Origin of the sequence: Leekyejoonella antrihumi, from assembly GCF_007845645.1 — a bacterium.
GTDB lineage: Bacteria > Actinomycetota > Actinomycetes > Actinomycetales > Dermatophilaceae > Leekyejoonella > Leekyejoonella antrihumi.
On sequence record NZ_VCQV01000004.1, the window covers coordinates 227,989 to 241,181 of the forward strand.

At 66.5% G+C, this 13,193-nt stretch carries 11 protein-coding genes and 1 pseudogene; 10 read left to right on the plus strand and 2 right to left on the minus strand.

Features of this window, described 5'->3' with window-relative positions:
* The 3 genes from FGL98_RS04895 to FGL98_RS04905 are packed head-to-tail and all read left to right on the plus strand — an operon-like array spanning position 1 to position 2,506.
* Positions 1-1,038 (plus strand): branched-chain amino acid ABC transporter permease, encoded by a 1,038-nt coding sequence (locus FGL98_RS04895; RefSeq protein WP_146315615.1) that lies wholly within the window; start codon positions 1-3, stop codon positions 1,036-1,038.
* The gene (locus tag FGL98_RS04900) at positions 1,035-1,799 is read left to right on the plus strand and encodes an ABC transporter ATP-binding protein (protein ID WP_146315616.1); all 765 of its coding nucleotides are present in this window, start codon (positions 1,035-1,037) and stop codon (positions 1,797-1,799) included. Before FGL98_RS04895 ends, FGL98_RS04900 begins: the two co-directional genes overlap by 4 nt.
* Positions 1,796-2,506, plus strand: a complete 711-nt coding sequence (locus FGL98_RS04905) for an ABC transporter ATP-binding protein (protein WP_146315617.1) — start codon at positions 1,796-1,798, stop codon at positions 2,504-2,506. Before FGL98_RS04900 ends, FGL98_RS04905 begins: the two co-directional genes overlap by 4 nt.
* Here the strand turns inward: FGL98_RS04905 and FGL98_RS04910 are convergent.
* Complete coding sequence (locus tag FGL98_RS04910) at positions 2,479-4,338, minus strand: helix-turn-helix domain-containing protein (RefSeq protein WP_146315618.1); 1,860 nt, start codon at positions 4,336-4,338, stop codon at positions 2,479-2,481. The two genes, FGL98_RS04905 and FGL98_RS04910, sit on opposite strands and share 28 nt — an antisense overlap.
* 183 nt (positions 4,339-4,521) lie before the next feature.
* Here FGL98_RS04910 and FGL98_RS04915 point away from each other — a divergent pair, with 183 nt between their 5' ends.
* The 3 genes and pseudogenes from FGL98_RS04915 (at position 4,522) to FGL98_RS26190 (ending at position 7,803) form a co-directional block, all read left to right on the plus strand.
* The gene (locus FGL98_RS04915) at positions 4,522-6,132 is read left to right on the plus strand and encodes a long-chain fatty acid--CoA ligase (protein WP_222432018.1); all 1,611 of its coding nucleotides are present in this window, start codon (positions 4,522-4,524) and stop codon (positions 6,130-6,132) included.
* Between the two features lie 370 nt (positions 6,133-6,502).
* Positions 6,503-7,012 (plus strand): annotated as a pseudogene (locus FGL98_RS26185) (AAA family ATPase); the annotation flags it as partial.
* A gap of 395 nt (positions 7,013-7,407) precedes the next feature.
* Positions 7,408-7,803 carry a hypothetical protein gene (locus FGL98_RS26190; protein ID WP_246136373.1) on the plus strand — a complete coding sequence of 132 codons (396 nt, stop codon included), beginning with the start codon at positions 7,408-7,410 and terminating at the stop codon, positions 7,801-7,803.
* Between the two features lie 24 nt (positions 7,804-7,827).
* Here FGL98_RS26190 and FGL98_RS04925 read toward each other — a convergent pair whose 3' ends face one another.
* On the minus strand, positions 7,828-8,433 hold the full coding sequence (locus FGL98_RS04925; protein WP_146315621.1) for a TetR/AcrR family transcriptional regulator: 606 nt from the start codon (positions 8,431-8,433) through the stop codon (positions 7,828-7,830).
* A gap of 93 nt (positions 8,434-8,526) precedes the next feature.
* Here FGL98_RS04925 and FGL98_RS04930 point away from each other — a divergent pair, with 93 nt between their 5' ends.
* The 4 genes from FGL98_RS04930 to FGL98_RS04945 all read left to right on the plus strand — a co-directional run bounded on the left by FGL98_RS04930 (position 8,527) and on the right by FGL98_RS04945 (position 13,055).
* Positions 8,527-9,447 (plus strand): SDR family NAD(P)-dependent oxidoreductase, encoded by a 921-nt coding sequence (locus FGL98_RS04930; protein WP_146315622.1) that lies wholly within the window; start codon positions 8,527-8,529, stop codon positions 9,445-9,447.
* Between the two features lie 171 nt (positions 9,448-9,618).
* A complete protein-coding gene (locus FGL98_RS04935; protein ID WP_146315623.1) occupies positions 9,619-10,113 on the plus strand; it encodes an IS5 family transposase in 495 nt (164 codons plus the stop codon).
* 151 nt (positions 10,114-10,264) lie between these two features.
* Positions 10,265-11,659 (plus strand): IS1182 family transposase, encoded by a 1,395-nt coding sequence (locus tag FGL98_RS04940; RefSeq protein ID WP_425460981.1) that lies wholly within the window; start codon positions 10,265-10,267, stop codon positions 11,657-11,659.
* Between the two features lie 217 nt (positions 11,660-11,876).
* Positions 11,877-13,055 carry an IS110 family RNA-guided transposase gene (locus tag FGL98_RS04945; protein ID WP_146315624.1) on the plus strand — a complete coding sequence of 393 codons (1,179 nt, stop codon included), beginning with the start codon at positions 11,877-11,879 and terminating at the stop codon, positions 13,053-13,055.
* Positions 13,056-13,193: the final 138 nt, after the last annotated feature.

Below are 13,193 nucleotides of genomic sequence, written 5' to 3' on the forward strand. Positions count from 1 at the left end.
ATGTCCACCTACGGACACCTTGACACCGATGCGCACGACGTGGATCCGCCCGGGCCCGATACGCGGTCAGCGCGCCCCGCGCCGGCGAGTCGCACCGTCCTGCTCAGGCGGGCGACCGCACCGGTCGCCCTCACCGCCGTGATGTTCCTGCTGGCCTTCACACTCGGCTCCACCACCCTGGTGACCATGCAGGAGGTGCTGGCGTTCGCGGTGTTCGCAACGGCGACGAACCTGCTGCTCGGCCAGGCCGGTCTGGTCAGCTTCGGACAGGCCGTATTCTTCGGGATCGGCTCCTACACAGTGGCACTCGGCTGGCTGCACTGGCAGTTGCCGTTCTGGGCGACGTTCGTCCTCGCCCCGTTCGTCGGCGCACTGGTGGCCATCCCCATCGGTCTGGTCGCCCTGCGCGCTCGGAAGCTCTACTTTGCGCTCTCGACGTTGGCGTTCTCGGAGTTGGCCTACCAGCTGGCGGAATCGCGCTACAACTTCACCAAGGGTGCGAACGGCGTCTTCGGACCCTTCGTCCCGACGGCACTGACCCAGCCGCGAACTGGCTATCTCTTCCTGCTCGCCGTGACGGTGGTGTCGCTGCTACTGCTCTGGAAGGTCAATCACTCACCGTTCGGTCTGGTGTTGCGGGCGATCCGCGAGAACCGGGAACGGGTGCAGGCCCTCGGCGTCAACGTCTACCTCCACCAAGTCGCCGCGTTCGTCATCTCCGGTGCGTTTTGCGCCCTTGCCGGAGCGATGTTCGTGATCTACAGCCAGTCCGGCTACCCCGAGCTGCTCGACTGGACAACGTCGGGGTGGCCCGTATTCATGGCGGTCATCGGCGGCATGGGAACCTTCCTCGGACCTGCACTCGGTGCGCTCATCTACCAGTTCGGCCACGACCAGCTGGTGCTCTACTTCTCCGACTGGCAGCTGGTCCTCGGCGCCGTGCTGCTGGTGATCGTGATGTTCTGGCCGGACGGCCTCATGGGCGCATTGGCACGATTGGGCGGCGTCATACGCCGCTGGTGGAAAGGCCGGCGATGAGCGACGAAACCGCACACGACATTCTGCTCAGCGCCCGGGGGCTGGTCCGCGACTTCGGACCGTTTCGCGCCGTAGACGGCGTCGACCTGGACGTTCGCAGCGGCACCATCCACTCGGTGATCGGGCCGAACGGCGCCGGGAAGACGACGCTCTTCCGACTGCTGACCGGAATCCTGCGCCCGACAGCCGGTTCGCTCGAGTTTGCCGGCGAGCAGCTCGCCGGTCGGCCGACCCACGTCGTCGCCCGGCGGGGCATCGTGCAGGCGTTCCAGACAACCAGCATCTTCCCGCGACTCACCGCCCACGAGTCGGTGTGCGCGGCGCTGGTCAGCAAACACCGGCGGAGCCGGGACCTCATCACCTGGTTCCACCGCGGGTTGGCAGGCGAGGCGTCGCAGGTCCTCGAGACCGTCGGTCTGAGCGACGTCGCCGACGAGCAGGCGCGGGCCCTCTCACATGGCGACCAACGCGCGCTCGAGGTGGCATTGGCGCTCGCCATGTCGCCCCGGCTGCTGCTGCTCGATGAGCCGACGGCAGGCATGTCGCCCTTCGAGTCGCACAAGATGGTGCAACTCGTGCAACGACTGGCCAAGGAGGAGCAACTCACCGTGATCTTGTCCGAACATGACATGGACACCGTCTTCGGCATCTCGGACCGCGTCTCGGTGATGCATCAGGGCAGAGTCCTCGCGGACGGTCCGGCGCCCGAGGTGCGCAGGAACGCCGACGTGATGGCTATCTACTTGGGGAGCGAGGCATGAGCCTGACAGTTGACGGCATCCACACCTACTACGGCCAGAGCCATGTATTGCAGGGGATTTCGCTGAACGTCGGCGACGGCGAGACGGTCGCACTGCTCGGTCGCAACGGTGCGGGCAAGACCACCACCATGCGCAGCATCGTTGGTCTGACCCCGGCGCGCAGCGGGAGCATCCGCCTCGACGACAAGGAGATCAGCCGGCTGCAGGCATACCGGCTCGCGCGGTTGGGCCTGTCGTTCGTGCCCAGCGGTCGGCGGGTATACGGGTCCCTGACCGTGCGTCAGAATCTCGCCCTCGCCGCCGAGCGACCACGCAAGGAAGCGGCCTGGTCACTCGAGCGGGTGCACGACATGTTCCCCAACCTCGTCACACTGGCCGGGCGCCAGGCCGGGCACCTGTCCGGCGGCGAGCAACAGATGCTCAAGCTCGCACGGGCCCTGCTTGGCGGTCCGCGGATCCTGTTGCTCGACGAGCCAACCGAAGGGTTGGCGCCGGGGATCGTCGCCGACCTCGGCCGCTGGCTGGCGATACTGCGCAAAGAAAAGGTCACCGTGCTGATCACCGAGCAGAACGCTCTGTTCGCGCTGCGTTACGCCGATCGTGGCTACATCATCGAGAAGGGCACCGTCCGCTACGAGGCGCCGGCGGCCGAACTGCGCGACAGCGCTGAGATCCGCCGCTACCTGGGGGTCGGAGTCGACACCTGAGGCAACTCCACCGCCGTGCGCAATTCGTGCAGTCGTAGCGTCAGCTGCAACGGGAGGCTGAACTCAGGGGAGCGCCAGTCCTCGCCGAGCAGCACGCTGATCCGCTCCATCCGCTTGAGCAGCGTGTTGAGGTGGACGTGCAGCGCCCGGGCGCTCTGGGCGACATTGCCGTTGTGCGCGAAGTACTGAGTCATGGTGTTCACGAGATCTGTCGAGCGGCGTGCGTCGTAGGCAAGGACCGGGCCGATCGTGTCCTCGATGAAGCGGCCGAGTTCGACGGCCCGCTCGGTGTCGAACAGCAGCGCGTACACCGCATACTGGTCGGATGACGCCCCCTGGTCGGGCCTGCCGAGCGCCTGGATGACCGCGCAGCAGCGGTTTGCGATCGAGAATGCGCGCGCCCAGTCGGTGCCACGAACGCGTTCGCTGACGACGGTCACCTGCTGCCGCAGCTCGCCGCGCAGCCGCTGGTGGATGGCCCGGGTAACGGTGTCGAGCCTCGTGATTGCGTCACGGTCGGGTACGTTCAGCAGCATGGTCGCGCGGCCGAGGTAGACGCCCGACAGTCCGTTCCACTCAGTGGCGATGTTGTGCAGGTGCCGGGACACCTCGCCGGTCGACATGCCCAGGGCATCGACGACGACGACGACGTTGAGCTTGTCGACGAGGAGGCCGCGGGCCTGCGCGCGGGCGCGTTGTGCCGGGCCGACCACCGGGCTGCTGACCAGTAGGTTCGTCATCATCTCGCCGCTGAGACGTTCGGCCGTCTGCGCGACGGCGCTTTCCTTGAGAATGAGCATGCCCATGACGTGCGTGGCCCGCTCGAGGGTGCGGACATCGATCGGTGGCGGCTGCTCCTGCCGGGTCAGCAGCAGCGCGCCCAGATAGCTGTTCCCGGCCTGGATCGCGGCCGCACTCTGCGATAGGCCGACACTGTCCTCGATGGTGACGCAGCGGCCGGTGTTGCGGGCTTCAACGATTGCGGCGGCCACCTCGGAAGAGTCGTGCCGCACGGGACTGGCGCCCTGCGGCCGACTGAGCAGGATCGAGTCGTCACGCTCGAGCACGGTGACGGTGCCACCGACATGTTCGACGAGCTGCTGCGCGACGTCACCGGGACCCCCGCCGCTCAGCACCGCATTGCTCAGCGCCTCGTGGACCGCCTGGGCGCGCTCCATCGTCGCGTAGGCGGACTCTAGGCGCTGCACTGCCGCCCGGCTCTCGTCGTAGAGCCGGGCGTTGTTCAGCGCGATCGCGGCGTGGTCCGCGAACGCGCTGAGCAGGGCAATCTCGTCGGTCTCGAACGGTCGCTCGGTTCGGTCTGCAGCGAACAGGACGCCGACGACCTCACTGCGCACGAGCAGGGGGACGCCAAGGAGCGCGACGAGCCCCTCCGGGGCGACGAGCGCATCGAACTCGCCGACGTGGGTCAGGTCACCCGCTCTGAGGTAGTTGCTCACCCACATGGCGCGGCCGGTATCGATGACCCGACCGCCTAAGCCGGTGTTGCTGGGGATCCGGGCGGCAAGGAACTCGGCGGAGATGGTGCCGGCAGAAGCCTTGAGGCTGAGGTCCTTGTCAGGTCCGACCAGAGACAGATAGGTGAAGTCCGTGCCGATGAGCTCGTGAGCGTGACGGACGATCGAGTCGAGCACCTCATCGAGTTCGCGCAGGGCGGCGAGCGAACGGGCGATGGCGTAGAGGGACCCGAGTTCGCGGTCGCGGCGGCCGCGGTAGGTGACCAGGTCGGCCTGAGCGATGCTCCGAGGGCTGCTCGTGGGCGCGGCGCCCCCGGCCTCAGTGTTCGCTACGTTCAGCCGTCGATCGGTCATCGCAGCTCCTCACAGGATTAGTAGCCGAAACGTACACCATTTGAATCAGGTAGTGGATGGTTTTGGGGTGTCTGCGACTGCTGCCGCATCCCTACGCTCACTGCATGGGTCGTGGCAACCGGATCGCGCCCCACGCCTAGCGACGCCATCGCTGGAGGGTGAAGGGTGCAGATGCAAGGACTCATGCAGGCCAGGCCCCTCACGATCGCGCATGCCTTCGATCGGGCTGAGCGTCTCTTTTCACACAAGACGATCGCCACGGCGCGCAGTGCCCGGACAGAGACCGTCGACTATGGGACGTGGGCGGTGGGCGTACGCCGCCTGGCTGCCGCGCTCGATGCGCTCGCAGTTCCGGTCGGAGCACGCGTCGCCACGTTCGCGCGCAACCACCAGGAGCACCTGGACCTGTATTTCGCGGTCCCCGTGACAAAGCGGGTGCTGCACACCATCAACATCCGCCAGTCCAGCGAGCAACTCCGATACATCGTCGACGACGCGCAGGATGACGTCGTCTTCGTCGACCGTGAGCTGTTCGCGACATTGTGGGCGAGCGCCGGGGATGCGGCGTCCGTGCGCCATTGGGTGATCATCCCCGATGGCAGCGATGTCGAGCTACCGCCAGACCCACGGATCATCCACTTCGCCGACCTCGTCGGTCGGTGCGAGCCGTGCGCAGGATCCTTCGAGGCGAACTTCGGTGCCGCGGACGAGAATCTGGCGTCCGGGCTCTGCTACACGTCCGGCACCACCGGCCGCCCGAAGGGCGTCGTCTACACGCACCGGTCGACGATGCTGCATTCGCTCGGCGTCCTGGTCGCGGGACTGATCGGGATGTGTGAACGCGACGTCGTCATGCCGGTGGTGCCCATGTTCCACGCGAACGCATGGGGGCTGCCCTACAGCGCGGTGCTCGCCGGTTCCAAGCTTGTCTTGCCGGGGTCTTCGCTCGACCCGGTGCACCTGCTGAGCCTGATCGAGGCGGAACGGGTGACGTTGACTGCTGCGGTCCCGACAGTTTGGCTGGACGCGCTGCCCCATCTCGAAGGGCATGATCTGAGTAGTCTGCGGATGGTGATCGGCGGCGGTTCGGCGATCTCCCCGTCGCTCTCGGAGGCATACCGCACCGCGATCGGAATCCCCGTCACCCACTCATGGGGTATGACGGAGATGAGCCCGACTGGGGTAATCGGTGGGACGCGCAGCCAGCACGATGGACTCGCGCCGGAGGCGTTGGTCGAGGTTGGGGCGGCGCAGGGGCAACCGATGCCACTCGTCAATCTTCGAATCGTCGATCTGGACACTGGCGTGGAGCTGCCGTGGAACGGGACTGCCATCGGCGAGTTGGAAGCCTGCGGGCCGTGGGTCGCAGCCGGCTATCTGCACGAGGAGGGTGAGGGTGCGTTCACCGATGACGGCTGGCTGCGCACCGGCGACATCGCCACGATCGGACCGGATGGCTATGTGCGCCTCGTCGACCGGATCAAGGACCTGATCAAATCCGGCGGTGAGTGGATCTCGTCGGTTCAGCTGGAGTCTGCGATCGCCTCCCACCCCGCCGTCGTCGAGGCAGCGGTGATCGGTCGTCCGGATCCGCGCTGGATCGAACGGCCCGTCGCCTACGTGGTGCTCAAGGCCGGAGCGTGGGTGAGTAGCGAGGAGTTGCTGGCCCATCTCGCGCCACAGGTCGCGAAGTGGTGGATTCCCGACGAGTTCGTGCTCGTCGAATCGCTGCCCCGGACGGGGACGGGCAAGATCTCGAAGGTCCAGCTGCGTCAAGGGGTGCAATCCACCTGAGTAAGGAGACGCCTGGGGTGAGGATCGCCTCCGGATGCAGCGGGTGAGGGCCATGGTGAGCGCCCCGGTCAGCAGCTCCATTCGAGGCCCGAGGCGGTGCGACCGCTACCTGTAGAGCCGACTTCGCAGATATGCATCATGCGCGCGTCGTCGTGGCGGCGGTCACCGGTGGCGGTGGGTCGTGGCCGCCGGGTAGCGGTGGGAACCGTCGCTCCTCGCTGCGCTCGTCACTCCTCCCAATCCCTCATACCCAATAAATGAGTCAGGCGCGGCACCCGCTCGCTTCGCTCGGGATGCCGCGCCTGACTCATTTGGCGGTGGCGGTGGGATTTGAACCCACGGTGGAGTCTCCCCCACACACGCTTTCGAGGCGTGGGAGGCCACGTTCGGGCCCGGAACGGTGGTCGGGCTTGCGCCGTCCGCGGCCGCGGCGGAGGTCCTGGCCGACGCGGTCGGGGTGCCGACGGAGAACACCGCCAAATGGATCAGCGAACACAAGCGCCTGCCCGACCGCGAAGCCACCCTCGCCTCGTATGCGGCCCGGCTGGCCCGCGCCTACCCCTCGGTCGAGACCCGGCAGCTGCAGCTCCAAACCCTCGCCGCACGGAACGAGTACGACCGGTGGGCCCTGCAACCCGGGCAGCTGGTCATCGTCGACGAAGCCTCCATGGCCGCCACCGCAGACCTCGACTACCTCACCACGGCAGCCACCCAGGCCGGGGCGAAAGTGCTCCTGGTCGGGGACTGGGCCAAACTGTCCCCGGTCCAGGCCGGCGGTGCGTTCAAACTCGTGGCCGACCACCGCACCGACACCCCGCAACTGCACGACGTCCAACGGCTCCGCCACGAATGGGAACGCGCCGCCTCCCTCAAACTGCGAGCCGGGCGGGTCAGCGCCGCCGCCACCTACGCCGCCCACGGCCGCATCGAGTCTGGCGGGAGGGAGGACATGCTCGACCTCATCTTCGACGGCTGGCTCACCGACACCCGGGCCGGCCGCACCTCACTCATGCTCGCCACCGATGCGGAAACGGTTGCGGAGCTCAACGCACGGGCACGTGCCCACCGCGTCGCGACGGGCGAGGTGGGCAACGACGGGACCGCCTTGCGGGACGGTACGACGATCGGCGTGGGCGATCGGGTCGTCACCCGCCTCAATCGACGTGAGCTGGTCACCGGGCGCGGTTGGGTCAAGAACGGCGACGACTGGATCGTCCAAGCCATCGACCAGAACGGGACCGTTCGAGTGCGTCGAGCCGGTGGCGGAGCCGTCGCGTGCTGCCGCCCGACTACGTCGCCGACCACGTCGAACTCGGGTACGCGACGACCGCCCACCGCGCTCAAGGCCGCACCGTCGAGACCACCCACTCCTACATCACCGCCACAACCGTCCGCGAGCCGCTCTACGTCATGGCCACCCGCGGCCGGGAGAGCAACAAGATCTACGTCGACACGGCCTTCGACCCGGACACCGCGACCAGCCACGAAGAACCCGGTGAGGTCGACCCGCTGGACGTTCTGCGGTCTGCCATCGACACCTCCGGCGCCGACGTGTCCGCCACCCAGATCCGCGAACAGGAGAAGGCAGCCGCGTCGGCATCCTGGCGGCTCGAAGCCGAGGGCGCCTACATCAGCACTCAGCGGTCGCCATACCACGGACCGCTTCCCTGACCGCAGGTCGCTGGGCCAGAGGTTCTATCTGCCGAGGGCGAGAGCGAGGAGGGTATTGACCGCAGTCTCGAACGGACGGATGTCTCGTTGAACTTGGGCGAGTAGCAGCCCTCCTTGGAGCGTCGCCAGCAGAGTCGTGGCGAGGTCGTCCGGGTGGATGTCGGCCGGGAGTTTCCCCTCTGCGTGCAGGGGTCTGAGTCCGTCGCTGATGGCGGATGCCCACTGATCGAACCCGGTGGCGATGAGCGCCCGGGCCTCGGGGTCGCTCTCGGCGAGTTGACCACCCAGCGAACCAAGCTGGCAGCCGCCTCTTGCCTGGGTGCGCCTCGCCGCTGTGATCACCATCTCCCGCCAGGCTTCGATGCCGTTCGCGCCTGCGAGAGCGTGCGTGTTGCGTGTGACGATGTTGTCGGCTTGGTAGTCGATGACCGCCTGGACGAGTTCGTTCTTGTCGGGGAAGTAGTGGTACATCTGCGAGCCGCTTACTTCTGCCGCCACCTTGACGTCTTCCAAGGTGGCGCCCGCCACCCCGCGCTCATGGATCAAGGTCGCGGCCTCCTCCACTATTCGTGCTCGGGTGCGTGCTCCCTTGGGGGTAAGTCTCGGCCGATCACTGGTCTTTTGGCCCATCTGCCAAGGGTACCCGATTCTGGGTTCGACAACCCAGTGCCCGTGCTAATCTGAGTCACACAACCCAGTTATGACGAGAGGACCACACATCGCATGACAGACCTCAACGGCAAGACAGCTCTGATCACAGGCGCCAATGCCGGGATCGGCAAGGACGTGGCCCGGCAGCTGGCGCTCCGTCCCGAGATGGCTCGGATCTACCTGGCATGCCGGAACCAAGAACGGGCGACGACGGCGAAGGCTGAGCTCGAAGCAGCGACCGGCCGGCGCATCTTCGACATCGTCGTTATGGACGTCGCCGATCTGGGTTCGGTCCGCGCCGGCCTTGCGGCCATCGACGGATCCGTCGACGCGCTGGTCATGAACGCCGGTGTCATTGGCCCGCAGTCGATGGACTTGACCACCGACGGGGTCACCACCGTGTTCGCGACGAACGTCCTTGGCCACGTTGTCCTCCTCGAAGGACTCTTGGCCGAGGGACGGCTTGGCGGGGTTGCGGTCCTCGCTGGAAGTGAAGCGGCCCGCGGAGTTCCGAAGTTGCGGATGGCTAGACCCTCCTTTGTCTCCAACTCGGCCGATGAACTCGCCACCGTCATCGACGGCAGCTACTTCGCCAGCAGAAAGCCTGACTTCCAGCTCGCCTTCGGGCAGGCCAAGTACATCGGGACCCTCTGGATGGCCTACCTGGCCCGCCAACACCCCGACCGCCGACTCATCACCGTGAGTCCCGGCGCCACCACCGGCACCCAAGCCTCCAACGACCTTGCCCTACCGCTGCGGGTAGCCGCGAAGTACGTCCTGCCCGCCCTAGGCTTCTCCCACAAACTGGACGTGGGAGCAAAGCGACTCGTCGACGGCGCCACTGATCCCACCCTGTCCAGCGGCGCGTTCTACGCAAGCGCGGCCAACAAGCTCAGCGGTCCCCTGGTCGACCAAGCAGACTTCTTCCCTGACTTGGCCAACCCGGCATTTCAGGAGCACGCAAACGAGGCCATCCACCGCTTCATCACCTAGACATTCGCTGACTAGAAGGCCCACACCTTCAGCAGCCGCCAACTCCACAACGACGAGCACGACCCGCTCATCGGCCACTTGTTTCATTGACGTCATGGCCGGGATCTGACGAGGCTCGGTCTAGAGCGTGTCTCCCAAAGATTCGGCGCTGACGTTGAGAGCGTGGGATGCATGGTGCGTGAGGATCAGATTTCCGATGAGTTCTGGGCAATAGTCGAGCCGCTACTGCCGACGTCGACCGGTCGCCAGGGACGGCCGTGGGCCGATCACCGCAGGGTGCTGGAAGGCATCTGCTGGCGGTACCGCACGGGCTCGCCGTGGCGAGACCTTCCTGAGCAGTTCGGGCCATGGAAGACCGTGTGGAAACGGCATTTCCGCTGGTCAACGGACGGTACGTACCAGCAGATCATGGACGCGGTCCAAGATGCTGGGCTACTCGACCAGAGCGCTACCGACGAGGTTGAGCAGTTGCTCGCGGTGGACTCAACGGTCGTGCGGGCGCACCAGCACGCGGCAGGCGCTCGGCATGACTCGGTCACACCGAACGCCCCGGCGGACCGTGCCGGGGACACAGGGGGCTGGATCGAGTTACAAGAATCCGCCGCTTGGCCTGCGCATCCCCGGACGTCGCCAGGGCGGGAGAGGCTCAAGAGGGGTTTGCCCTAGGAGCGTGGGTCAGTAACGCGCCGGTCGGGGTGCGGGTGTCGCGGTCGGGGGTTTGAGAGAATTTGGCGCGCCGATCGACGATGACGATGATGTGCTGTTTCGGGTGTCCCCGGGGATGGAGGGGACCCAGCGCCGGGCGGCTGAGGGCCCGGTGGATAAGACGTTCCGGGCGTTTGATCCGGGCCAGGATCTGTTGTTGCCGCCGTCGTTGGATGAGTGGCTACCGGGCGATCATCTGGCGCGGTTTATCGCGGACCTGGTCGATGAGCATCTGGACCTGTCGCGGATTCATGCCGCGTACACGAACCGTAAGGGTGGCCCACCGTTCGATCCACCGTTGATGGTGCGGATCCTGTTGTACGGGTACACGACCGGGGTGCGCTCCTCACGCAAGATCGAGGCCGCATGTGTTGATGTGGTCGCGTTCCGGTGGTTAGCCGCCGGGACGGTGCCGGACTTTAGGTCGGTGGCCCGGTTCCGCAAACGGCACCTGTCGGCGCTGGGGCACCTGTTCGTGCAGGCGCTGGCGTTGTGTCAGGCCGCGGGGATGGTGTCCCTGGGGCGGGTCGCCCTGGATGGCACGAAGCTGCGGGCGAACGCGTCGCGGCGTAAGGCGATGAGCTACGCGCGGATGAGCGAGCGGGAGAAGATCCTGGCCCAGGAGGTTTCCGACCTGCTCGGTCAGGCCGAGGACCTTGATGCGGCCGAGGACGCCGCGTTCGGTAAGGACCGGCGCGGTGACGAACTGCCGCAGGAGCTGGCTCGACGCGAGTCTCGGTTGGTCACGTTGCGTGAGGCGAAGGCCGCGTTGGAACAGCAGGCCCGGGACCGGGCCGAGGACCGGGCCCGCGCCACCGCGGCGGCCAAGGACGAAGACGACGACGTGACCGCGCAGCGAGTCGCCGACGCGGTGGGTAAGGCGGTGCCGCGGCCGAAGGCGCAACGCAACTTCACGGACCCGGAGTCGCGGATCATGAAGACCTCGGACGGCTCGTTTCATCAGTGCTACAACGGGCAGGCGGTGGTCGATGCGGATCACCAGGTCATCGTCGCTACCGGCGTGACGGACTGCGCCGCCGATGTGGGCGCCCTGATCCCGATGGTCGAGCAGGCCGTGGAAAATACCGGGCAGGCACCGGCCCAGGTGCTCGCCGATGCCGGCTACACGTCCGAGGACAACCTGACCCAGGCCGAGCAGGTCACGGCGGAGACCGGTACCGAGTTTTTCATCGCGCCCGGCCGGACCACGCATGGGGACCCGGTCCCGGTGGCGCCGCGGGGGCGGATCCCCAAGAACGCGACACCCAAACAGAAGATGGCCCGCAAGCTGAAGACTAAGAAGGGACACCAGGTGTACGCGCGGCGGAAGGTGATCGTGGAGCCGGTGTTCGGGCAGATGGGCACCTTGCAGAACGGGCAACATCTGTTGCTGCGTGGCCTGGAACAGGCCCGCAGTGAATGGTCCTTGCTCGCCGCGTGCCATAACCTGCGCAAGCTCCACCGCCACCTCGGGATCGACGGACTCGCGGGCCTGGCTATCAGCTGAACCGGGGCCAACGGGGGCCTCGGTCCGTCCGAAAGCGACCCTCAAACGCCGAATCACCCCAGCGACACGTCAATCCGTCCCACACGGACATTCCCGGATCCAAGCCCTGCCCGACGGACAAGACCAGGCAAAACCATTACCGACCCACGCTCCTAGCTCGAAGTAGCGTTGCCCTCCCTGCTCGACAACCACAACAGGTTCGAGTTCGGAGGACACCATGAACGAGGTAGCACCGCGGGTGGTCATCGGGATGGATCCGCACAAACGATCGGTGACGATCGAGATTATGACCGGCGACGAGTCCATTCTCGGCAAGGGCCGTTTTGGCACCGACCGTGAAGGGCATGAGGCGATGCGTCGCCAGGTGATGGCGTGGCCCAACCGCGTCTGGGCCATTGAAGGCTGCCAGGGGATCGGTCGACACGTGGCCAACCGCCTCCTGGCCGAGGGCGAGACCGTGGTTGATGTCCCACCGAAGATGTCGGCCAGGGCTCGGGTCTTCTCGACTGGGCAGGGCCGCAAAACCGACGCCACCGACGCCCACTCGGTGGCACTGGTGGGCACCCGGATGAGTGGGCTGCGGCCAGTCATCAACGATGAGCAGCTGGCCGTGTTGCGGATCCTGGCCGACCGGCGCCGGTCCTTGGGCGAGGAACACACCCGCAAGATGTCCCAGGTCCACCACCTGTTGCTGGAACTGATCCCGGGCGGGGCGAAGAAGGACCTGTCCGCCGCACAAGCCAAGGCACTCCTGGCGACCGTGCGACCCCGCGACATCGCCGGCAAGACACGGCGCCGGGTCGCTGCCGAGCTGATCGCCGACCTCGAGCGGATCTATCAGCGCAAGAAGGCCGCGAACAAGGAACTGAACGCCCTGGTCGCCGCGACCGGCACGAGCCTGCTGGACCTCAACGGCATCGGACCTTCCGGGGCGGCCCGACTGCTCGTCGAGATCGGCGACATCACCCGCTTCCCGGACAACAACCACTTCGGCTCTTGGACCGGCACGGCACCGATCGACGCCTCCTCAGGCGACAACGTCCGCCACCGGCTCTCCCGCGGCGGGAACCGTCAGATCAACCGGGTCCTACACATCATGGCCGTCGTCCAGCTCCGCAACCCCACCGAGGGCCGGGCCTACTTCGACCGCACCAAGGCCCGCGGCAAGACCTCGAACGAGTCCATGCGACTACTCAAACGCCGGCTGTCCGACATCGTCTACCGAACCATGGTCAACGACGCCGCACGGCACATGACGACGGGCCCGGGAGGGCACCGGGGCAACGACTCTGACTCCAGCGCGGCCGGCTCACAACCCCACACCAGCTCTTCGGACAAGCCACTTCCCGGACCCGCCAGAAACCAGCCTACGATCCCGCACGCTGCCGCGTCTTGACACAGAGGGGTGCCAGGGTCTATCTCAAATTCGGTGTTTTTGAACCTCCACGACACGCCGCCAAGGTGGCGAGATCTGGAGTGATGAACGATGAGCATGTCGGATATGACGACTGCGACGAAGGACACCTCGACCGAT